Raw genomic sequence first — 19,542 nt, forward strand, 5'->3', positions numbered from 1 at the left:
AGATTCATGAGGCGGATTCTCGTGCCCTTTCTCGTTATCCTCCTCATCGGCGTTCTTCCCATGACCAACCGTCCTGTCTATGCCGGGTCGGGTCCCTCCCTGAAGGCTGGGATACTCGGTTGGGATGCAGTGAACCTCACGTGGAGTCCTGTTAAAGGTGCAATAGCGTACCGCGTTTACCGGAGCACTTCCCGAGACAACGTAACTGATAGTCCCATAGTGACCGTGAACTGGAGCAACTACTCAAGCTTTACGCCGGGCGAGGCGTACCTTAAGGGTGAGGTCGTTCAGTACAACGGCTCACTCTGGAGGGCCAAGCGCGTCACGTCCAGTCCTCCTGGGAGCGGAGACTGGGAGAGGCTCGGTCCGATAATCCCGGCCACTAATTTCGTTGATGACTCCCTCCACGGAAACACGACCTACTACTACTTCATCCGGCCGGTTTTCGAGGGTGGCAAGCTTGGAAAGCCCTCCAACATCCTCGTTGTTCGAACCCCACCTCAGCCGTACCGCATCGTCGTCTACTACATCTCCTGGGGCATCTATGCGAGGGCGTTCTCACCCTATGACATTCCCTTCGAGAACGTCACCCACGTGCTCTACGCCTTCCTGAAGCCCCTTCCGAACGGAACAGTTACTTGGGCCGACCCGTATGCGGACCCAATGAACTTTGAGGCCTTTAAGAGACTCAAAAAGGAGTATCCGGCCGTCAAAATCCTTGTCTCCGTCGGTGGCTGGACTCTGAGCAAGTACTTCTCCGACATAGCCGCCGACCCCGTCAAGCGTGAGAACTTCGCGAGGAGCGTCGTAGGGATACTCAAAAAGTACGGCTTCGACGGCGTTGATATCGACTGGGAGTACCCTGGAGGTGGAGGTAAGGAGGGTAACCACGTCAGACCCGACGACGGAAAGAACTTCGTCCTCCTCCTCAAAACCATCAGGAAAGCCCTTGACAACGCGAGCACGTGGAAGCATTACCTCCTAACGGTCGCCGCCCCTGCCAACACGACCATAGCGTCCCGGGTGAACTGGGAGGAGGTTTCCAAAATCGTTGATTTCATAGACGTCATGGCCTACGACTACGCGGGACCCTGGCTGAACGTTACCTACTTCAACGCGCCCCTTTACCAGGACCCCAACGGGCCCGGGCTCGGGAGCGTCAATGAAACGATAAGCTGGTACCTGAAGAGGGTTCCCGGCGAGAAGCTCGTCCTCGGAGTTCCCTTCTACGGTAGGGCCTTTGCCAACGTTCCGCCGGCAAATCACGGCCTCTACCAGAGGTTCAGCGGCACCCCCGCCGGAACTTGGGGACCCGCGAGCGAGACGCACGGCGTCATGGACTACTGGGACATAGCCGACAAGATAACGAGCGGAAAGTGCACCCGTTACTGGAGCAACGTCTCAAAGGTACCCTGGGCCTACTGCAATGGCGTTTTCATAACATACGACGACCCTAAGAGCATAGCCATAAAAGTGAGCTACGCCCTCAACCACACTCTGGGGGGTGTTATGGTCTGGGAAATCACCGCGGACAGGAAGCCTAAGACCAAGAGCCATCCCCTTCTCGCCGCGATTCTCAGAACGCTCGGCGAGAAACCTCCGGCGTGGATTCCGGATGAGCATGTCCTTGGGGTCAGCGGGCAGGTTCACGTCGAGGTTCAGCGGCCGACGACGGCCTCGCCGCCAGAGACGTCCAGCGGAATCTGCGGACCCGGTGCAGTTCTGCTCCTTGCCCTTGCAGTCCTTCCGCTAACCACGCGGAGGCGCTAATCTTTTTTCCTCCCTTCCCAATCCCTTTTTGGTGGTTCCATGAAGGTCGTTCTAAAGCCGCTCTTCGAGGCTGAACTTCCAGCCGGTTTCGAGGAGATAGTTCGGGAGAAGCTCAGGGGCAGGGAGCTGAAGGCGGGCGAGACAGTTGAGGTTGAACTCCTCGGAAAGCCCCTACCGTTTAAGGTCCTCTTAGCGGAGCCGAGCCCCCTGAAGGTGAGCAAGGGAACCAAAATCGAGTTCTCAACGGGAGAAGTTGGGGAGTTCACGCTTGAGTTCGAGGGGGAGGTAGATGATGCAATTCCATTCGAGAAGGGACTCGTTCTCATCATCGGAAGCGAGGTTCGAATCTACAACTGGAGCGGGCAAAAGGTTTATAGCAGAGAGTTCGAGAACCTGAAAAGAGTTAGAGTGGCCGAGGGAAAGGTGGTGGTAGTGCATGGCAGGAAAGTCGCGGTTGTTGAGCCTTGAGGGTTTCACTTTCAAGGAGAGCTGGGAGGAGAAGAGAAAGAGGGCCGAGAAAATCGTCGAAATCCTGATGAAGGCCCACCCGAGGGAGAAGCTCCTAATCGGCGACCCCTACAGGACGCTGGTTCACTGCATAATCTCGCAGCGCATGAGGGACGAGGTTACCTACCGTGTCTGGGAGGAGCTTTTTGAGAAGTACCGGGACATCGAGACGATAGCGAGCACATCGGTTGACGAGATGCGCGAGTTCCTCAGGAAGAGGGGCGTCGGCCTCTGGAAGACGAAGGGCGAGTGGATTGTGAAGGCATCGCGGATAATCCTCGAGAAGTATAACGGAAAAGTGCCCGACGATATCAACGAGCTGATGAAACTGCCGGGCATAGGCCGGAAGTGCGCCAACATCGTTCTGGCTTACGGCTTTGGAAGGCAGGCCATTCCCGTTGACACTCACGTGAACAGGATAAGCAAGCGCCTCGGCTTAGCTCCGCCGAGGGTTCCTCCTGAGAAGGTCGAGGAGTACTTGATGGAGCTGATTCCGAGGGACAAGTGGATTTACGTGAACCACGCGATGGTTGACCACGGGAGGAGCATATGCAAGCCGATAAGGCCGAAGTGCGATGAATGTCCTTTGAGGGAGCTCTGTCCCTACGCGAAGGGACTCGTCAGGGACGAGGATATAAAATGAGAAACGGGGTTACTCCTCCTCTTCCACTTCCTCGCCCGCCAGCTTTCTCAGCTTGTCCATGTCCGAGCTGACCGCTATGAGGACGTCACCTTCTTCAATCGTGTCCTTCCTTCCAGGGTTGTAGATGTAGCGCTCGCCGCGCTTTATTGCCAGAATCCTCGTGCCTATCTTGCTCGGTAGCTTGAGCTGTTCGAGGGTCTTGCCGATGAGAACCGAACCGGGCCTGACGGTTACCCTTCCCAGCTCCTCCTCGGTGTCCTCCATTATCTTCTGAATAATCGGGTGGGGCTCGATGTCGCGGAGGATTATGTCCGCTATTCCGTAGGCGGCATCGCTTATGCGCTCGTTGATGTCCGCCAAATCTATTATGCTCAGCAGGCTCTCGGGGTCCTCCTCCTTCTTGGCGAGTCTCAGGGCGAGCTTCTTGACCTTCAGCGTGAGGTCGTCCATCTTCTCCTCCAGGAGATAGACTTCCTCCGCTATGTCCTCGCTGTTGTACATGACTGACGAGAAAGCCAAATCAATCATGAGGGCGGATAGGTCCTTCATCTCAACGAGACAGTTGCGGATTTCTTCCTCACTCATTGGGCATCACCTTGATGTTGCCCCTCGCTATCTCCTTCAGGTAGTCCAGGGCCGTCCTCGTTCCCCTGCCGATGAGGATGTCGTTTGGAAGTATCTTTGTGTCCTCGTCGGGGTCGAAAATCCACCGCTTGCCACGCCTTATCGCTATCACCCAGACCCCAGTGTTGGTTGCAAGGTCAAGTTCTTCAAGGGTCTTTCCAACGAGGGCGGACTCGGGCGAAACAACGATTTTGCCTATCGTCTCCTCACTCTCGAGGATTACCTCGGTAATCAGCGGGTGGAGCTTCTCCTCAAGTACCATCTTAGCCAAATCGCCCGCCGCGTTTGAGATGTCATCTATGGAGCGGGCCATCTGGAGGATGGAAGTTATCTGCTCCGCCTCCCTCATGTTTCTCGCAGCTAAAACAGCCCTCACCGCGAGGTTGTAGTTGAGTATGTCGAGATACTCTTCGAGTTCGAGAACCTCCTCAGCCATCTCTTTCTCCTTGAAGAGAACGGCTGAATAGGCCAAATCAACCATCAGCTCTGCAGTGTTCTTCATTTCGATGAATATGTCCTTGACGTTGTCTGGAACCTCTACCTCATCCCACTCCTCCACCTCAGCGTCACCGTTTAAAGCTTTGAAGAAAGCCTATTTAATTTTTCGGCCAAAGCATTTAAGTAGAGTTGCCTTTTGGTGTGGTGGATACCACTGCAGTGGTGGGAACATGATAGGGCTCTCGATGACGTCTTACATGGGTAGGACTCCTGAGGAGTTCGAACGCTGGCTTGAGGAAGCGGAGGGGCTCGGCTTCGACTTCGTCGAGCTGGTTAGCGAGTGGCCCAACTTCCTAACGAGGGAGACGTGGAAAACCTACGCCGACGTTCTCGGGAGCTTTGGACTTGGGGTCACCGTCCACGCCCCGTTCAGCGACGTCAACATCGGCTCGCTCAACGAGAGGCTCAGGAGGGCTTCCATAGAAGTCTTGGAGGAGACGCTTGACGTCGCCTCCCGTCTGAACGCGCTCGTGGTTACGGTTCACCCCGGCCACTGCTCGCCGGCGAGCAGGAAGTACCGGGAGGACTACAACAGAGTTCACCGCGGTTCCCTTCGCGAGCTTGAAAAACTCTCCTGGGAGTTCGGCGTTAAGGTTGGCGTTGAGAACATGCCGAGCTTTCCGATACTCGACGCCCAAACGCCTGAGAGGCTGGCCGAGCTTTTAGAGGGGACGGAACTGGGTGTTACCCTCGACGTCGGTCACCTCAACACCGTCGGCTTCCCCTTCGAGCGCTTTACGGAGCTCCTCGGAGACCGAATCGTTCACGTCCACCTCCACGACAACTCTGGGAAGAGCGACGAGCACCTGCCCCTCGGAAAGGGAACCGTTCCCTGGCGGAAGGTTCTGCCCCGGCTTATGAAGTTCAGCCGGGCCCTGGAGGTCTCGAGCCTCGACGACGCCCGGGTTAGTCTGGCCTTTCTCAGAGACATTGGTGAGCTTTGAAGTTCATTGAGGCCCACTTTTACAAAACGCAACCCTTTTATACATCCCCACCTAAAGAACTCTCGGATAACTTCTGGAGGGACGAGCATGGCTGAGAAGATAGTGGAGGAACTTAAACCCTTCTTCGACCCGAAGGCGGTCGCTATCATCGGTGCAACCAACAAGAAGGGGAAGGTTGGTAACGTCATCTTCGAGAACTTCAAGATGAACAAGGAGAGGGGCATTTTCAAGGGTAACATCTACCCCGTGAACCCCAAGCTCGATGAGATTGACGGATACAAGGTTTACCACACTGTCAAGGAGCTTCCCGATGACACTGATTTGGCCGTCATATCGATTCCAGCTCCCTACGTCCCGGCCACGATGAGGGACATAGCGGAGAAGGGCATAAAGGCAGTCATCATCATCACCGGCGGTTTTGGAGAGCTTGGCGAGGAAGGAAAGAAGCTCGAAAGGGAAATCTACGAGATAGCCAAGGCCAACGGCATACGCGTCATCGGCCCGAACTGTGTTGGCGTTTACGTTCCAGACACCGGCGTTGACACCGTCTTCCTGCCGGAGAGCAAGATGGACAGGCCCGAGAGCGGGCCGATAGCGTTCGTCAGCCAGAGCGGTGCCTTCGCGGCAGCTATGCTCGACTGGGCGGCAGGAGCGGGCATAGGAATCGGCAAGATGGTCAGCTACGGAAACAAGCTCGACGTCGACGACGCCGATTTGATGGACTACTTCCTCCACGACGACGAGATAAACGTCGTCACCTTCTACATCGAGGGCGTCAAGGACGGAAGGAAGTTCATGGAGAGCGCCAAGAGAATAACGAGGGTCAAGCCCGTTATCGCTCTCAAGAGCGGAAGGACCGAGTACGGAGCCAAAGCGGCATCGAGCCACACCGGTTCTCTTGCCGGGGCGGACACGATTTACGACGCCGTCTTCAAGCAGACCGGCATAATAAGGGCCGAGGACTTCGAGCACATGTTCGACCTGGCCAAGGCCTTCGCCCAGCTCAAGGACAAGCTTCCAAAGGGCGACAGGATAGGCATCATCACCGACGGCGGTGGCGCTGGGGTTATGGCCAGCGACGCGGTAGCGAAGTTCGGCCTTAGGATGGCCGACCTCAGCGAGGAAACCGTCAAGTTCCTCAAGGAGAAGTTCCCACCGCACGCGGTCGTTGGCAACCCCACTGACGTCGTGGGAGACACCGACGCGGAGCGCTACAGGCTTGCCCTCGAAGCCTTCACCAAGGACCCGAACGTTGACGCGATACTCGTCATAGTGCTCTTCCAGGTTCCGCTCCTCGAGGAGAAGAAGGTCATCGACATCATAGCGGACTACCAGAAGAAGAGCGACAAGCCGATTGTGGCCGTTGCGATGGGTGGTAAGAAGACCGACCGCTACGCCAAAATGCTGGAGGAGAAGGGCGTTCCAGTTTACCCGACCCCGGAGAGGGGAGTTCGTGCCCTGGCAGGCCTCGTTAGGTACGCCCAATACGTGAAAAAAGTTAAAGAGGAATGATGTTTACTCACCGGTGGTGATACCATGAAGGAGGAAGCCCTCAAAGTTATTGAGTCCGTCCTGTCCCAGGGCAGGACGGCCATGGTTGAGTTCGAGGCCAAGCAGGTTTTAAAAGCTTACGGCCTCCCAGTGCCGGAGGAGAAGCTCGCCAAGACTCTCGATGAGGCTTTGAAGTACGCGGAGGAGATAGGCTACCCCGTTGCCCTGAAACTGATGTCGCCTCAGATACTCCACAAGAGCGACGCGAAGGTCGTCATGCTGAACATAAAGAGCCCCGAGGAGCTCAAGCAGAAGTGGGAGGAGATACACGAGAACGCAAGGAGATACCGCCCCGATGCAGAAATCCTCGGCGTCCTGGTCGCCCCGATGCTCAGGCCCGGCAGGGAGATAATCATAGGCGTCACCGAGGACCCGCAGTTCGGCCACGCGATAATGTTCGGTCTCGGCGGAATCTTCGTCGAGGTCCTCAAGGACGTGACCTTCCGCATTATCCCGATAACCGAGCGCGACGCGAGGAAGATGATTAGAGAAATCAAGAGCTACCCGATTTTAGCTGGGGCGCGCGGAGAGGAGCCGGCAGATATAGACGCCATCGTTGACCTGCTCCTCAAGGTCAGCCAGCTGGTTGACGAGCTCAGGGACTACATCAAGGAGATGGACCTCAACCCCGTCTTCGTCTACGAGAAGGGTAAGGGCGCGGTTGTGGTCGATGCGAGGATAATCCTCAAGGAGCCGAAGGAGAAGAAGTCCTAAATAAGCTCGGAGTAAAAGGAGAGGTGCGCTTAATCGTTTTCTGCCTTCTCTTCTCTTTCCTCGGCCTCTTCTTCCTCCTTGTAGACGAGCTCGATGTAGCTCAGTATGTCGTGCATTATGAAGAAGCTTATTGCCGCGTCCACCGCCGAGTATATGTCGCCAGAGATGAGGTAAAACAGCGCGAGGAAGAATTCTATCGCTATGTAGACCAGCGCAACCTTTATCGCCCTCCTGTTCTCCCGCCCGACGCCGTAAGCCAAGACGAGGTTGAGCAGGCCGAAGAACAGGTATGTAACCGAGCCCCAGTAGTAGGCGTATCCGAGGAGGAGTATTCCGTTTATCGTGAGCAGGTACGTGGCGAGCCTCGGTGGCTTGAGATTGAGCATGGAAAAAGTTGGAGGGGGCCTTTAAAGCCTTTCCTCCCTCAGGAAAACCTCTCAAAAATCTCGACGTACTTGAAGCCATCGTCCGGGAAGATTAGGACCGTCGTTCCTTCCGGCTTTAGCTTCTTCATCGCCCGATAAACTGCGCCGGAGCTCAGCCCCACGAGGATTCCGTTGAGCCTTGCCACTTCCCTGACCCCTGCAACCGCTTCCTCGAGGGTTACCTCGACGACCTCGTCAACATAGCTTATCCATTTCGGGCCGGTGTCGAGGCCCTTTATCCCGGGAATCCTCTCGCCCTTCGCAGGAACGACGCCCACAACCCTCGTTCCGTAGCGCTCCTTCAGGTAGCTCCCAATCCCGGCGATGTGTCCGGAAGTGCCAACCCCTGCTATTAGCAATTCTGGCATCTTCCCGATGCTCTCCAGTTGCTCTGCTATCTCCCTTCCCGTTTCCCTGTGGGCCAGGAAGTTGTTCTCGTTCTCGTACTGGTTCAGATTCAAGGCCCCACTTCTCCCGGCCTCTTCCCTGACGGACTCCACCATTTCCCGGTCTATCGTCTCGAAGTCCGTTAAGACAACCTCCGCCCCGAGAACGCCGAGCAGAACGCGCGTGGCTTTCGGCGTTGGCCTCGGCAGGTAGGCCCTGAACTTTACACCGAGCACGTTGCTCAGCGAGGCGAGTGCTATTGCCGTGTTGCCGGAGCTTGCCTCAAAAACGCTTCCAACGTTTCCTTTTTCAAGGGCCGAGAAGAGCAGTTTGTGGGCCGTTCTGTCCTTTATGCTCCTGCTGAACGGGTTAAAGAACTCCAGCTTGGCAAAAGACATCCCCCCTCGTCCTCAGTCTGAGGAGGGGCGTCGGCTTGTACCTCTCGAACAGCTCGATACTGTTCTCGAACACGTTCATGGCCGTCACCGGTGAGAGTTTGGGAGTTTTCCTTAAAAACCTTCCTAAAACGTTCAGTTGTGGACAAAAATGGGTAATCACAGCAGGCCCCTAATCCTCTCAAACTCGCCCGGCGAGCCCCTCACTATCGGATACCTCGGCGTGAAGGGACAGCCAGGCTCCTCGCGGGCGCTTATCTCGAAGGTCCCTATCTCCCTGGCTATTCTGACGATTTCCTCCTTGTCGAGTCCAATCAGGGGCCTTAGAACCGGTAGGTCGCTGGCAGAGCTTATTATGAGCAGGTTGTCGAGCGTTTGTGAAGCGACCTGTCCGAGGGAGTCGCCGGTTATTATCGCGCTCGCCCCGACCTCGTGCCCAATCCTGCAGGCCCTTCTAAGCATCAGCCACTTGCAGAAGACGCAGGTCCAGCGCTCCTTCTTGAGCTCCTTCAGCCTCTCAAACACCGGGACATGCTCCTCCGTGAAGTCCACCGTGATTAACTCGTCGAGCTTGCCATACCCTCTCAGAACCTCCCAGAGCTCGTGAACCTTCTCCTCCTTGATGGAATCCTGCCTGAAGTGAACCGGAACTACCTCGACTCCCTTCCGGAGCATAAGGTAGATTGCCACGGGTGAGTCGATGCCCGAGCTGAGCAGTGCGACGGCCTTCATGACCGGAACTTCGGGCGGGCTTTTATGAGGCTTTCTTCAACTCAGGGTTTCAAACCTTTGAGGAGAAGACCGATGTAAACGAACCACGCGAGGATTAGCGATGCCCCTATGAGTTCTGGAATCGCCAGCCCCTTGAAGACCCTCGCCCTAATCAGGTAGAGCATCGTGAGGAACACGACAACCGCGAGAACGCTCCAGACGTAGTTGATAGGGGTTTTCCGCCCGAGCTTTATCCCGACGAGCGCTATATCGGCTAAAGCCAGAACGTAGAACAGAATCGCCGAGGGGGTGTGGTAAGGAAGCTCCTCGGGAAAAACTCCGACGAGGAACAGGAAGACCAGCGCGAGGGGCATCAGGTAGGAGAAGCCGTGCTTGAAGGCTACAACGGACGGAACCATCGCCACGACCGCGAAGAGCATCAGGAATCCGTTGAAGAGCCAGCGGTTGGGGTTCTTGAGCGAGCCCATGTCGCTCAGCGCGTTGTTCGTGAAGGAGAACCATGGGTTGGCGTGGATGACTATTGCAAGGCCCACGATGAAGATTATTGGGAGTGAAAGGGCCACGTAGGAGGCGAAGCGTTCGAGTTCCACCGCGACCACCTCAGCACTCCCTCTTCCTCGGCTCCTCTCCAAAGACCACCCTGTAGAGCTTCCTGAACTCTTCCCACGAGCCCCTGATTATCGGGTGCTTCGGAATGAAGGGTATCTCGTCCTCCGGAAGCGTTGAAAGCTCGAAGGTGCCGATTCTCTTCGCTATGCTAACTATCTCCTCCTTGTCCATGCCTATCAGCGGTCTGTAAATCGGTAAATCGCTCGCCTGGCTGACGATGTACATGTTCTCAAGCGTCTGACTCGCCACCTGCCCGAGGGAGTCGCCCATCACGATGCCCTTCGCGCCGAAGTCCCTGGCTATCTTATCGGCGTGCCTCACCATCATGAACTTGCAGAACACGCAGGTGTACTTCTCCTTCTTAAGTTCCTTCAGCTTCTCGAGGATTCTCTCGCGCTCCTTCGGCTTAACAACGATTAGCTCTGCCTTTCCGCCGTAGTGGTACTTCTTCAGCTGGTTCCAGATTTTCCTGACCTTTTCGAGGGTCTTCTTACCCATGTAGATGTGAACCGGAACCACCTCGACACCGCGCTTCATCATAAGGAAAGCGGCAACCGGTGAGTCTATGCCCCCGCTTAGCAAAGCGACGACCTTGCCCTGCGTGCCTATCGGCAGTCCTCCCCAGGCTCTAACCTTGTCGACGAAGACGTAGGCTTTACCCTCCATCAGCTCGACGCCGACCTCGATATCGTAGTCGTGCAGATTAACCTCGCTCTCCTCGTTCTCGAGTATGTATTCCCCGACTTTGGCCTGAACCTCGGGGCTCTTCAGCGGGAACTCCTTGGTGATTCTCCTCGCCGTGACCCTAAAGCGTGGCCTCTCAAGGCCAAGCTCCCTCTTCTTCCTCCTAAAGAGCTTTAGGGCAGTTTTGTTTATTTTCTCAAGGTTCGCCTCGACCTCCATCGCAGGTGAGAGCGAGACTATGCCAAAAACCCTCGTTAGGACCTCAACGGCCTCTTTGGCTTTGTTCGTTCTCACGAGAATCCTCCCGTGCTTGGCCTCGACCTTCTTGAAGTCGATTCCTTCGCTCACCAGGGCCTCGCGTATGTTGTTCATGAGTATGTTCTCGAACCATCTCCTCGTCTGCCTCGACTTCGTTCCAATCTCACCGTAGCGGACTATGACGACGTTCATGGAATCACCTCGCCACCGGGAACTTGACAACAATCTCTATGTACTTCTGGATAACCGTGTAGAGCACGAGGGACATCAGGTAAGACGAGAGCAGGATAAGCTCGTTCATCTCAAAGATGTGCCTCGCCAGTTCCTTCGCCCTCGGGGTGGCGTCAACTATTGCGCGCATGTAGCGGACCTTCCAGTTCTGGTTCATAATGATAAACCCGACCAGAAAGAGCACCCCGACTAAGCCCATCATCTTGCCGAAGGCCAGCATTAGGAAGAGCGTTGACGTCATCACGAGCCAGCCACCGATGACCCCGAGGAGGATTACGAACTCTATCATGGCTATCGTCCTTGCTTGGATAAAGGGGATAAAAAAGTTTAGATGAACATCGTCACGTCATCGACGCCCTTCTTCCTCTTCCTCGGCTTGGGCTCGTTCCTCGGGTAGCCGACGGGAATGACCCCCACGAGGTAGTGGTTCTCGTCGAGACCCGCGAGCTCCCTAACTTTCTCCTCGATTCCCCTGAAGCTCGTCACGCCGATGTAGACCGTGCCGAGGCCGAGCTCCACCGCCTTGAGCATGAGGTTCTGAATGGCCATCGATGCGCTCTCGACGCTCCAGATGAACTCAACCTCGTCGAACTCCTTCCCCGGCAGGAAGCGAACGCGCCTGTCTATGAGGACCGCTATGTAAACCGGCGCCCTGAACATGCCCTCCTCGTACATCCTCTTCCTGAGCTTCTCTATCTTCTCCTCCGGCAGGTTGACGGCGCGGTAATAAACCTCCATACCCTCCGCTATGAGCTCGTAGAGCTTCTCCCTCGCCTCATCGCTCCTGAAAACCACGAAAATCCAGTTCTCAAGCCCACTCGCGGTTGGGGCCCTTATTGCGCTCTCGATGAGCTTTCTTACGTCTTCCTCCGGCACGGGCTTTTCGAGGAAGTAGCGCACGGAGGTCCTTTTCATTATCGCCTCGTCCAGTTCCATGTTCCCACCGGTCACCGTTGGGGATTCCTTTATTAATCCCTTTTCGAAACCAAAGGTTTAATAGAAGCGCCGAGAAACCCCGGAGGGTGAAAGCATGTACGGATGGAGAGGAAGGCTCGGCCTTATAGTTCCCTCCTCGAACACCACGATGGAGATGGAGCTTCACGATTACCTGCCGGAGGGCGTTTCGCTTCACACCGCCAGGGTTCCGCTCAGGAACGTCAATGAAGAGGAGCTAGTGAAGATGAACACTTTGGCAGTCGAGAGCGCCAGACTGCTCAGGGACGCGGGCGTTGAGCTAATCCTTTACGGATGCACGAGCGGTTCCTTCATCGGCGGAAAGGACTACGAGAAAAAGCTTGAGATGGAAATCGAAGACGAGGTGAACGTCCCGGTGATAAGCACGAGCACCGCGGTGATAGAGGCCCTAAAGATGCTCGACGCGAGAGAAATACTCGTGGTAACGCCCTACACCGACGAGATTAACCAGCGCGAGAAGGAGTTCCTTGAGGCCAACGAGTTCACGGTTCTCGACATCAGGGGCCTCGGCCTCGAGGACAACCAGGCAATCGGAAAGCTCGAGCCCTACACCGCTTACCGCCTCGCGAAGGCGAGCTTCACCGACGAGGCGGAGGCGATTTTCATAAGCTGCACCAACTGGAGAACCTTCGAAATCATCGAGACCCTCGAGAACGACCTTGGCGTGCCCGTGGTTACCAGCAACCAGGCCTCCCTCTGGCTGGCTCTAAGAGAAATGGACGTCATGGAGCGGATTCCGAGCCTCGGAAGGCTCTTCACCGAGTACTGACCCGGCTTTCCCTAACTCTTTTTTGCTTTCCTAATTTAAAACGAAATCCTTTTAAGAGTCCTCTCTCAACTCCTACATAGTTAGTCACTGAGGGTGATACAAATGATGGAGCTCCTCGACGAGGCAAGGAAGCTGTCGATTTTCACGGCCTACAACGCGAACGTTGACGCGATAGTCTACCTCAAGGGCGAGACCGTTCAGAGGCTCATAGACGAGTTCGGCGCCGATGCAGTCAGGAGGAGGATGGAAGAGTTCCCCAGGCAGATTGAGGAACCGATAGATTTCGTTGCGAGGCTCGTTCACGCTCTTAAGACCGGAAAGCCGATGGCCGTTCCCCTCGTCAACGAGGAGCTCCAGGGCTGGTTCGATGACCACTTCAAGTACGACGTTGAGAGGATTGGAGGTCAGGCGGGAATAATAGCGAACCTCTTGGCCAACCTCGACTTCAGGAAGGTAATCGTCTACACCCCACACCTCGCGAAGAGGCAGGCCGAGATGTTCGTTTCAAAGAAGAACCTCTTCTACCCCGTCGTTGAGAACGGAAAGCTCGTTCTGAAGCACCCCCGCGAGGCCTACCGCGAGAACGACCCGGTCAAGGTGAACAGGATTTTCGAGTTCCGCGCCGGAACGACCTTCAGGCTGGGCGACGAGACGATTACCGTCCCCTACTCCGGCCGCTTCATCGTCTCGGCCCGCTTCGAGAGCATACGCATCTACACAGAGGAGGTCCTCAAACCCTTCCTCCCCGAGATTGGCCTCCAGGTTGACGGCGCTATCCTCTCGGGCTATCAGGGGATAAGGCTCCGCTATTCCGATGGGAAGGATGCCAACTACTACCTCAGGGAGGCGAAGAAGGATATCCTTCTCCTCAAGCGCGAGAAGGACGTCAAGGTCCACCTCGAGTTCGCCTCGATACAGAGCAGAGAACTCAGGAAGAAGGTCATCTACAACCTCTTCCCGCTCGTCGACAGCGTTGGCATGGACGAGTCGGAGATAGCCTACGTCCTGAGCGCTTTGGGATACTCCAAGCTCGCCGACAGGATATTCACCTACAACCGCATCGAGGACACTGTCTTGGGCGGGAAAATCCTCATCGACGAGATGAACCTCGAGGTTCTCCAAATCCACACGATTTACTACCTCATGTACATCACCCACGCCGACAACCCGCTGAGCGAGGACGAACTCAGGAAGAGCCTTGAGCTGGCGACGACCTTAGCGGCGGCGAGGGCCTCGCTCGGCGACATCCGCTCGCCCGAGGACTTCAAGGTCGGTCTGAGCGTTCCCTACAACGAGCGCGGGGAGTACGTAAAACTACGCTTTGAGGAGGCCAAGAGAAGGCTCCGCACGAGGGAGTACAAGGTCGTGATAATCCCGACGAGGCTCGTTAAGAACCCGGTTTCGACGGTCGGCCTCGGCGATACAATATCAACGGGAGCCTTCACGAGCTACCTCGCGTTGCTGAGGGAGAAGGGCGCGCTCTGATGTTTTCTCAATGTCTCCCTATTATCTAGGGGACCGTTATGCTTGCCTTTGACTGGTACTGTGCTATGTACCAAGAAAAGCTGTTTTTGGTACGATAAAGCGTACCAAACCTTTTTAAGTATTGGTACAGTGTATAGTACCATGAACCCCGAGGACGTCAAGCGATACATTAGGCTCTTCCACGAGCGTGAACTTCCCGAGGTAATTGAGAGAGAACTCGAGCTCACGTTCATTCCGGGCAAAGCAACCGCGATTGTCGGCCCGAGGCGCTCAGGGAAGACGTACCTCCTCTACTCGCTGATAGGTGAAGAACGGGAGCGCTACGTTTACCTGAACTTTGAAAACCCCTTTCTCTTTGGAATAACCGGACGTGACTTTCCAAAACTCGTTGATGCTTACTTCGACCTCTACCCCGAAAACATCGGGAAGAAGGTTCACTTTTTGCTCGACGAGGTTCAAAACGTCCCGGACTGGGAAATCGGCGTTAGATACCTCCTCGATGAGGGTTTCCTCGTGGCGGTTACCGGCTCTTCGTCGCGGTTGCTGTCGAGGGAAGTCACCACCCAGCTCAGGGGGCGAGGGATGGCGTACACTCTGCTTCCCCTATCCTTCAGGGAGTTCCTGCGGTTCAAGGGTCTATCCTTTGAGCGGAAGGACCTCTACGGCAGAACCGCCAATCGAGTGCGGAAACTGCTCGATGAGTACCTCTACTACGGTGCTTTTCCGGAAGTTGCTCTGTTCGAGGACAGGGTTAGAATCCTTGAAGAGTATCTCTCGGTGATGATAACGAGGGACGTCGTTGAGAGGCACGGGATAAGGAACGTGGCCCTCGTTGAGGCCATGGTCAAGCTTCTCCTGGCGAGCTACGCCAAGTACACGTCGTACAGCGCGATACACCGCTTCCTCAAGTCGGAGTTCGGGACGTCGAAGACGACCGTTCTTGAGTACCTCAGGGCTTTGGAAGACTCGTTCTTCGTTTTCTTCCTCCCCAAGTTCGCCCGCTCCGAGAAGGAATCCCTCAGGGCGCCGAAGAAGGTCTACCTCGTGGACACTGGCCTTGCCCTCTTCTCGCGTAAAGACACCGGAAGGGACATGGAAAACGCGGTCTTCCTTGAGCTACTCAGGAGGAAGCACTACTTTAACCCTCTCCTGGAGATTCACTACTATGGCGGTTCCGGTGAGAAGGAGGTTGATTTCGTGGTTTCTGAATCCGGGAGAGTCGTTGAACTGATTCAGGTCACCCTAAGCCTTGAAGATGCCAGGGAACGCGAGATTTCAGCCCTTATCCGCGCGTCCAAAACGCTCAACTGCAAGAACCTCACGGTCGTTACTCTCGACGAAGAAGACGTGCTGGAGCTTGAGGGTCGGAAGATAAGGGTCGCCCCCCTCTGGAAGTTCCTGCTTGGGCTTACTCAACCAGCCCCTCCATGAGCCTCGCCTTTTCCTGGGCTTTCCTGAGGTGCTCGACTGTGACCTTCGTGTAAATCTGGGTCGTGGAGAGGTTGGAGTGGCCGAGAAGTTCCTGAATGGCCCTTATATCCACTCCCCGCTCGAGCATGTGCGTCGCGAAGCTGTGGCGGAGCCTGTGGGGCGTGACTTCAACACCTGCCTTCTTTCCGTACTTCTTCAGTAGGTACCAGACGGTCTTCGTCGAGAGTCTGTCCTTGTTCTTCCTCCGCTCCTCGACGAGTAAATACTCGCTCGAATCGGAGCGCGTTTCGAGGTAGGAACGGATTTCTTTCACCAGGAACTCCGGAATCGGCACGACCCTGTCCTTGGCCCCTTTTCCACCGCGAACCATTATTATGCCCCTCTCCAAATCAACTTCGCTCTTCTTCAGGTTGCAGAGCTCGCTGACACGAAGACCCGCCCCGTAGAGCAGGAAAACTATCAGCCTGTCCCTCTTTCTCGTTGGAGGGATGACGGAGAGGAGCCTCTTGACCTCTTCGCGCGTCAAAGCCTTCGGCAGGCTCCTCGGTACCTTCGGCGGCTTCAGCTTCTCCGCTTCCTCATCGTAGCCCTCAAAGCGGAAGTAGGCCCTCAAAGCCTGGACGACGAGGTTTAAGCTCCTGTTGGAGTAACCTTCCCTTCTAAGCCTCGCCAGGAAGCGGAGGGCGGAGCGCGCGTTCAAAGCCCCGCCCCATTCAAGGTATCGCCGAACGTAGTAGGAGTACATCCTAATCGTGTTCGGGCTCTTGCCCTCGAGGTCAAGGTATGTCTCGAACTCCTCTATAACCTCGTCCATCGCTCAGCCCTTAGAGCAGTTCGTCCGGTTTGAGCTCGGCCTCGATGATTTCGATTCCTTCCCCGGCTTTCTCTGGGGTTTCGGGCTTCTCCTCCTTCTGCTCAACGGTTTCCTCGCTCTCGGCTTTCTCTTCAAGGCCCTCCTTTATGGCAAGGCTCAGGTAAACGGTCTTCATGAGCTCCTCCACGAGCTCCTTCTCCTCTGCGAAGACGTAGCCCTGGCCGACCACGACCTTTCCTGCAAGGCCGAGCTTCTCAACCGCTATGGCGAAAATCCTTTCGTCCGGAACGGGCTCGGCCGGGAAGAGGTTCGTCCACGCTTCCTCAATCTTGACCGGCCTGCTCTTCTTGTCGAGGAGCTCCCTCAGGCCCTCGTTCTCGTTCCTCAGCCTGACGTACTCGGCGTGAAGCTCTTCATACTTCTTCTGAAGCTCCTCGTGCTCCTTGTAAAGGCTTTCGTACTCGTTCGCGAGCTGGTCGTACTTGCCCTTCACGTCGAGGAGCTGTTTCCTGAGCTCCATGTACTCCGGAAGGACCTGCAGGCTCTTCAACCCGGCCCTGACGAGGGTGTTCTTCAGTTCTTTCCTGACGAGCTCGACGTCGACGTGCTCAAGGTCGTGGCCGAGGGGGAGCTTCATCCTCTCGATGTGCCCGACCATCTCTCCGAGCTCGTTGAAGAGCCTCTCCGCGAGCTCCCTTCCCACGCGGTCGGCGTCTGTCGCTATGATGAGAAGGTCGGCGCCTGCCGCGGCACTCTTGGCTATGTCCACGTTGGTCGTCGGGATTATGGCGGAGATTGTGATGTTGTACTCGCTCCCCAACGCGAGCCCCTGCAGGGCCTTGCTGACGACCTCAACGTCGCTCGCCCCTTCAACGAGAATCCTAACGTCAACTATCGCCATGCTCACCACCGTCAATAATTCTCGCCCCGGTTTAAAACCGTTCTCATAGCTCGACCTTTAGCTCGGGCCTCTCGAGGATTACCCTTCCGTCGGACAGGAGCGAAATCGAGAGTCCCTCGATTCTAACCCCGGCCCTCTTCGCCTCCCTCAAAAGTTTCGCGAGTTCCGGATCGCCCTTCTTGTAGGGCCTGAACTTCTCGACGCCGGGCATCGCCCCGATGAAAAAGATTATCGCGTCCTTTCCGGCTTTGACCAGTTCAATCAGCTCCCTAACGTGCCTCTGTCCGCGTAAAGTCGGGCAGTCGGGATACATGGCGTATTCACCTTTCTCTCCTCCCCTCAGGACGGCGCTCTTCATCTCGCCGTAGAGCTCTCCACCGGGACACTCGAAGAGGTAGTCGAGGCGGGAGTTGCCGACGCGAACTTCCTTCCGCTTTATCGAGCAGTCCTTCAGCCAGGGGACGAGGCCGAGCTCAACGGCCCTTTCAAAGGCCTTGGCCTGAGTCCACGTGTCCACTATCGCTCCCTTCCCCTCCAAATCCTCGAAGGCTATCAGAACGAAATCCGTCTTTCCCCCGCTTTTAGGCGTGCAGAAGACCTTTCGCCCCGGAATCATGAACTCCTCCAGGCGACCGGTGTTGGTGAGAAGGGCCCTTCTGATTTCGCCGTTCACCTCGACCAGAGCCACGAAACGGTTGAGCCTCTCCACGAACTTGCAGGGAACCACGTTGAGCTTCAGCAGGACTTCCTTCATGCTTCACCCTTTGAGGGGCGGGATATAAACCTTAACCGCTACATTTTTATCCAGAAACAGGATAATCTAGTTGGTGGATAATAATGAGGTTCTACGACAGGGCCAGCGAGATGGAAACGTTGAGGAAAGTCCTTGCGCTTTCGGAGTCACGGCTCGTTCTCGTCGTCCTCACGGGCAGGAGAAGGGTTGGAAAGACGAGGCTCGTGAGGGAGTTCTTCAGACGGGAGGGGATTGATTTCCTTGACCTGTTCGTTGGCGTCAAGAGCGAAAAGCTCCTTATGGAGGACTTTGCCGGTGAAGTCGAGCGACTAACTGGTTATTCACCGAGGTTTGAGAACTTTGGGGAGTTTCTGAGGTATCTGGAGCGCCTCGATGTGAAAGCGGTGTTCTTCGATGAGTTTCAGAACGTTCTCAGGGTGAACCCGGCGATGGCCTTCGACCTCCAGAGGTTCACAGACCGCAACGAGTCCAAGCCGTTACTCATGGTGGTTTCTGGTTCGTACATCGGCATGATGAAGCGCCTTTTTGCATCGAGGAAGGCGCCCCTCTACGGGAGGAGCACCGTTTTCATGGAACTGAAGCCCCTTCGACCGCGCCACGTTTTCCAGATGCTCGGCGACCTCGGCGTTGAAGATTCGGGGGAGAAGGTGGCGTTCTACTCTGTCTTCGGTGGGGTTCCCAAATATTACGAGCTCGTTGAGCTCCTCGGAAAGAAGACCCTTCGGGAGCTTCTCCTTGAGGCGGTTCGGTACTCCACGTTTCTTGTTTCGGAGGGCGAAGGCCTTCTAATGGACGAGTTCGGGCGGGCGTACAGGACCTACTACTCGATACTCCGGGCGATAGCGAGCGGAAAGAACAGGCTCGTGGAGATTGCAAACGTTCTCGGGACAAAACCGGGTAGCCTCTCGAAGTACCTCGATTCTCTCATCGGCTACTACGGCATCGTTGCCCGCGAGGTTCCGGTGCTGGGGGGCAGGCGTTCGAGATACGTGATTAGAGACAACTTCCTTAACTTCTGGTTCAGCATGATTGAGCCCCAGCTCAAGAACATTGAAGCCGGCGACATCGGTTCCTTCGAACGCTTTCTCGATGAGAACTTGACATCTTTCCTTGGAAGGGCCTTCGAGAGGGCGGTTGCCGACGTCCTGTGGGATTTGAACGGAGAGTTCCTGACCTTCGACGAGCTCGGTCCCCAGTGGGGAAGGAACTACGAGATTGACCTCGTGGCAATCAATAGAGCGGAGAAGAGGGCAACTTTCATAGAGACCAAGTGGGGAACAGCTGTCGACGGTCCGAGGGAGCTTGGCAGGTTAATCGCCAAGGCCGCCTCAGTTCCCTGGAAGGGTGAGAGGAATTATCTGCTAATCGCGAGGGGCTTCCGGCGCAGGTGCGAGGACTGCGTAACGGTTGAGGAACTGCTCACCCACCTAAACCCTTAAAA

At 55.9% G+C, this 19,542-nt stretch carries 22 protein-coding genes; 10 read left to right on the plus strand and 12 right to left on the minus strand.

Annotated features, from left to right (window positions below):
* Positions 1–6: 6 nt before the first annotated feature.
* The 3 genes from ACYQ04_RS01770 to ACYQ04_RS01780 are packed head-to-tail and all read left to right on the plus strand — an operon-like array spanning position 7 to position 2,920.
* The gene (locus ACYQ04_RS01770; RefSeq protein WP_460126996.1) at positions 7–1,770 is read left to right on the plus strand and encodes a glycosyl hydrolase family 18 protein; all 1,764 of its coding nucleotides are present in this window, start codon (positions 7–9) and stop codon (positions 1,768–1,770) included.
* 39 nt (positions 1,771–1,809) lie between these two features.
* The gene (locus ACYQ04_RS01775) at positions 1,810–2,238 is read left to right on the plus strand and encodes a DUF6849 domain-containing protein (RefSeq protein WP_460126997.1); all 429 of its coding nucleotides are present in this window, start codon (positions 1,810–1,812) and stop codon (positions 2,236–2,238) included.
* The gene (locus tag ACYQ04_RS01780) at positions 2,207–2,920 is read left to right on the plus strand and encodes an endonuclease III domain-containing protein (RefSeq protein WP_460126998.1); all 714 of its coding nucleotides are present in this window, start codon (positions 2,207–2,209) and stop codon (positions 2,918–2,920) included. Before ACYQ04_RS01775 ends, ACYQ04_RS01780 begins: the two co-directional genes overlap by 32 nt.
* A 9-nt stretch (positions 2,921–2,929) precedes the next feature.
* On the opposite strand, the gene ACYQ04_RS01785 is transcribed toward ACYQ04_RS01780, so the two are convergent.
* Positions 2,930–3,505: a potassium channel family protein gene (locus ACYQ04_RS01785; protein WP_460126999.1), complete on the minus strand. Its 576-nt coding sequence runs from the start codon at positions 3,503–3,505 to the stop codon at positions 2,930–2,932.
* Positions 3,498–4,103 (minus strand): potassium channel family protein, encoded by a 606-nt coding sequence (locus ACYQ04_RS01790; protein WP_099211859.1) that lies wholly within the window; start codon positions 4,101–4,103, stop codon positions 3,498–3,500. The genes ACYQ04_RS01785 and ACYQ04_RS01790 overlap by 8 nt, the downstream gene beginning before the upstream one ends.
* A gap of 109 nt (positions 4,104–4,212) precedes the next feature.
* Between ACYQ04_RS01790 and ACYQ04_RS01795 the strand changes: the two genes are divergently transcribed.
* The 3 genes from ACYQ04_RS01795 to ACYQ04_RS01805 all read left to right on the plus strand — a co-directional run bounded on the left by ACYQ04_RS01795 (position 4,213) and on the right by ACYQ04_RS01805 (position 7,251).
* Positions 4,213–4,986, plus strand: coding sequence for a sugar phosphate isomerase/epimerase family protein (locus tag ACYQ04_RS01795; protein WP_460127000.1), 774 nt, complete (start codon positions 4,213–4,215; stop codon positions 4,984–4,986).
* 87 nt (positions 4,987–5,073) lie between these two features.
* Positions 5,074–6,498: an acetate--CoA ligase family protein gene (locus ACYQ04_RS01800; RefSeq protein ID WP_460127001.1), complete on the plus strand. Its 1,425-nt coding sequence runs from the start codon at positions 5,074–5,076 to the stop codon at positions 6,496–6,498.
* A 24-nt stretch (positions 6,499–6,522) separates the two neighbouring features.
* Positions 6,523–7,251, plus strand: a complete 729-nt coding sequence (locus ACYQ04_RS01805; protein ID WP_460127002.1) for an acetate--CoA ligase family protein — start codon at positions 6,523–6,525, stop codon at positions 7,249–7,251.
* Between the two features lie 29 nt (positions 7,252–7,280).
* Here the strand turns inward: ACYQ04_RS01805 and ACYQ04_RS01810 are convergent, their stop codons facing one another.
* The 7 genes from ACYQ04_RS01810 to ACYQ04_RS01840 form a co-directional block, all read right to left on the minus strand.
* Positions 7,281–7,637 (minus strand): hypothetical protein, encoded by a 357-nt coding sequence (locus ACYQ04_RS01810; protein ID WP_460127003.1) that lies wholly within the window; start codon positions 7,635–7,637, stop codon positions 7,281–7,283.
* 38 nt (positions 7,638–7,675) lie between these two features.
* Positions 7,676–8,461 (minus strand): PLP-dependent cysteine synthase family protein, encoded by a 786-nt coding sequence (locus ACYQ04_RS01815; RefSeq protein ID WP_460127004.1) that lies wholly within the window; start codon positions 8,459–8,461, stop codon positions 7,676–7,678.
* A gap of 156 nt (positions 8,462–8,617) precedes the next feature.
* Positions 8,618–9,190: a 7-cyano-7-deazaguanine synthase gene (locus ACYQ04_RS01820; RefSeq protein WP_460127005.1), complete on the minus strand. Its 573-nt coding sequence runs from the start codon at positions 9,188–9,190 to the stop codon at positions 8,618–8,620.
* A 41-nt stretch (positions 9,191–9,231) separates the two neighbouring features.
* Positions 9,232–9,780 (minus strand): DUF998 domain-containing protein, encoded by a 549-nt coding sequence (locus ACYQ04_RS01825; protein WP_460127261.1) that lies wholly within the window; start codon positions 9,778–9,780, stop codon positions 9,232–9,234.
* A gap of 10 nt (positions 9,781–9,790) precedes the next feature.
* Positions 9,791–10,933 (minus strand): tRNA uracil 4-sulfurtransferase ThiI, encoded by a 1,143-nt coding sequence (thiI, locus tag ACYQ04_RS01830; protein ID WP_460127006.1) that lies wholly within the window; start codon positions 10,931–10,933, stop codon positions 9,791–9,793.
* Between the two features lie 4 nt (positions 10,934–10,937).
* Positions 10,938–11,261 (minus strand): hypothetical protein, encoded by a 324-nt coding sequence (locus tag ACYQ04_RS01835; protein ID WP_167915079.1) that lies wholly within the window; start codon positions 11,259–11,261, stop codon positions 10,938–10,940.
* A gap of 38 nt (positions 11,262–11,299) precedes the next feature.
* On the minus strand, positions 11,300–11,908 hold the full coding sequence (locus ACYQ04_RS01840; RefSeq protein WP_460127007.1) for a nitroreductase family protein: 609 nt from the start codon (positions 11,906–11,908) through the stop codon (positions 11,300–11,302).
* 94 nt (positions 11,909–12,002) lie between these two features.
* Here ACYQ04_RS01840 and ACYQ04_RS01845 point away from each other — a divergent pair, with 94 nt between their 5' ends.
* From ACYQ04_RS01845 to ACYQ04_RS01855, 3 genes are all read left to right on the plus strand, one after another.
* On the plus strand, positions 12,003–12,716 hold the full coding sequence (locus ACYQ04_RS01845; RefSeq protein ID WP_460127008.1) for a maleate cis-trans isomerase family protein: 714 nt from the start codon (positions 12,003–12,005) through the stop codon (positions 12,714–12,716).
* A 102-nt stretch (positions 12,717–12,818) separates the two neighbouring features.
* On the plus strand, positions 12,819–14,201 hold the full coding sequence (gene pfkC / locus ACYQ04_RS01850; RefSeq protein WP_460127009.1) for an ADP-specific phosphofructokinase: 1,383 nt from the start codon (positions 12,819–12,821) through the stop codon (positions 14,199–14,201).
* A gap of 141 nt (positions 14,202–14,342) precedes the next feature.
* A complete protein-coding gene (locus tag ACYQ04_RS01855; RefSeq protein ID WP_460127010.1) occupies positions 14,343–15,632 on the plus strand; it encodes an ATP-binding protein in 1,290 nt (429 codons plus the stop codon).
* On the opposite strand, the gene xerA is transcribed toward ACYQ04_RS01855, so the two are convergent.
* From xerA to sfsA, 3 genes are read right to left on the minus strand one after another with little or no spacing between them, the layout of a single operon-like run.
* Positions 15,610–16,446, minus strand: coding sequence for a site-specific tyrosine recombinase/integron integrase (gene xerA / locus ACYQ04_RS01860; RefSeq protein WP_460127011.1), 837 nt, complete (start codon positions 16,444–16,446; stop codon positions 15,610–15,612). The genes ACYQ04_RS01855 and xerA overlap by 23 nt on opposite strands.
* A 10-nt stretch (positions 16,447–16,456) precedes the next feature.
* On the minus strand, positions 16,457–17,347 hold the full coding sequence (locus ACYQ04_RS01865; RefSeq protein WP_460127262.1) for a toprim domain-containing protein: 891 nt from the start codon (positions 17,345–17,347) through the stop codon (positions 16,457–16,459).
* A 43-nt stretch (positions 17,348–17,390) separates the two neighbouring features.
* Positions 17,391–18,101: a DNA/RNA nuclease SfsA gene (sfsA, locus tag ACYQ04_RS01870; protein ID WP_460127012.1), complete on the minus strand. Its 711-nt coding sequence runs from the start codon at positions 18,099–18,101 to the stop codon at positions 17,391–17,393.
* Positions 18,102–18,184: 83 nt separating this feature from the next.
* Between sfsA and ACYQ04_RS01875 the strand changes: the two genes are divergently transcribed.
* Positions 18,185–19,540: an ATP-binding protein gene (locus ACYQ04_RS01875; RefSeq protein ID WP_460127013.1), complete on the plus strand. Its 1,356-nt coding sequence runs from the start codon at positions 18,185–18,187 to the stop codon at positions 19,538–19,540.
* Positions 19,541–19,542: the final 2 nt, after the last annotated feature.

The organism is Thermococcus prieurii, from assembly GCF_054657655.1.

Coding starts and splice junctions, on each gene's coding strand:
- ACYQ04_RS01845 (WP_460127008.1), top strand. CDS start 12,003: ATGTACGGATGGAGAGGAAGGCTCGGCCTTATAGTTCCCTCCTCGAAC.
- ACYQ04_RS01855 (WP_460127010.1), top strand. CDS start 14,343: ATGAACCCCGAGGACGTCAAGCGATACATTAGGCTCTTCCACGAGCGT.
- ACYQ04_RS01780 (WP_460126998.1), top strand. CDS start 2,207: ATGGCAGGAAAGTCGCGGTTGTTGAGCCTTGAGGGTTTCACTTTCAAG.
- ACYQ04_RS01815 (WP_460127004.1), bottom strand. CDS start 8,461: ATGTCTTTTGCCAAGCTGGAGTTCTTTAACCCGTTCAGCAGGAGCATA.
- ACYQ04_RS01840 (WP_460127007.1), bottom strand. CDS start 11,908: ATGGAACTGGACGAGGCGATAATGAAAAGGACCTCCGTGCGCTACTTC.
- ACYQ04_RS01875 (WP_460127013.1), top strand. CDS start 18,185: ATGAGGTTCTACGACAGGGCCAGCGAGATGGAAACGTTGAGGAAAGTC.
- ACYQ04_RS01835 (WP_167915079.1), bottom strand. CDS start 11,261: ATGATAGAGTTCGTAATCCTCCTCGGGGTCATCGGTGGCTGGCTCGTG.
- ACYQ04_RS01805 (WP_460127002.1), top strand. CDS start 6,523: ATGAAGGAGGAAGCCCTCAAAGTTATTGAGTCCGTCCTGTCCCAGGGC.
- ACYQ04_RS01795 (WP_460127000.1), top strand. CDS start 4,213: ATGATAGGGCTCTCGATGACGTCTTACATGGGTAGGACTCCTGAGGAG.
- ACYQ04_RS01775 (WP_460126997.1), top strand. CDS start 1,810: ATGAAGGTCGTTCTAAAGCCGCTCTTCGAGGCTGAACTTCCAGCCGGT.
- sfsA (WP_460127012.1), bottom strand. CDS start 18,101: ATGAAGGAAGTCCTGCTGAAGCTCAACGTGGTTCCCTGCAAGTTCGTG.
- ACYQ04_RS01865 (WP_460127262.1), bottom strand. CDS start 17,347: ATGGCGATAGTTGACGTTAGGATTCTCGTTGAAGGGGCGAGCGACGTT.
- xerA (WP_460127011.1), bottom strand. CDS start 16,446: ATGGACGAGGTTATAGAGGAGTTCGAGACATACCTTGACCTCGAGGGC.
- ACYQ04_RS01810 (WP_460127003.1), bottom strand. CDS start 7,637: ATGCTCAATCTCAAGCCACCGAGGCTCGCCACGTACCTGCTCACGATA.
- ACYQ04_RS01770 (WP_460126996.1), top strand. CDS start 7: ATGAGGCGGATTCTCGTGCCCTTTCTCGTTATCCTCCTCATCGGCGTT.
- pfkC (WP_460127009.1), top strand. CDS start 12,819: ATGATGGAGCTCCTCGACGAGGCAAGGAAGCTGTCGATTTTCACGGCC.
- thiI (WP_460127006.1), bottom strand. CDS start 10,933: ATGAACGTCGTCATAGTCCGCTACGGTGAGATTGGAACGAAGTCGAGG.
- ACYQ04_RS01820 (WP_460127005.1), bottom strand. CDS start 9,190: ATGAAGGCCGTCGCACTGCTCAGCTCGGGCATCGACTCACCCGTGGCA.
- ACYQ04_RS01785 (WP_460126999.1), bottom strand. CDS start 3,505: ATGAGTGAGGAAGAAATCCGCAACTGTCTCGTTGAGATGAAGGACCTA.
- ACYQ04_RS01800 (WP_460127001.1), top strand. CDS start 5,074: ATGGCTGAGAAGATAGTGGAGGAACTTAAACCCTTCTTCGACCCGAAG.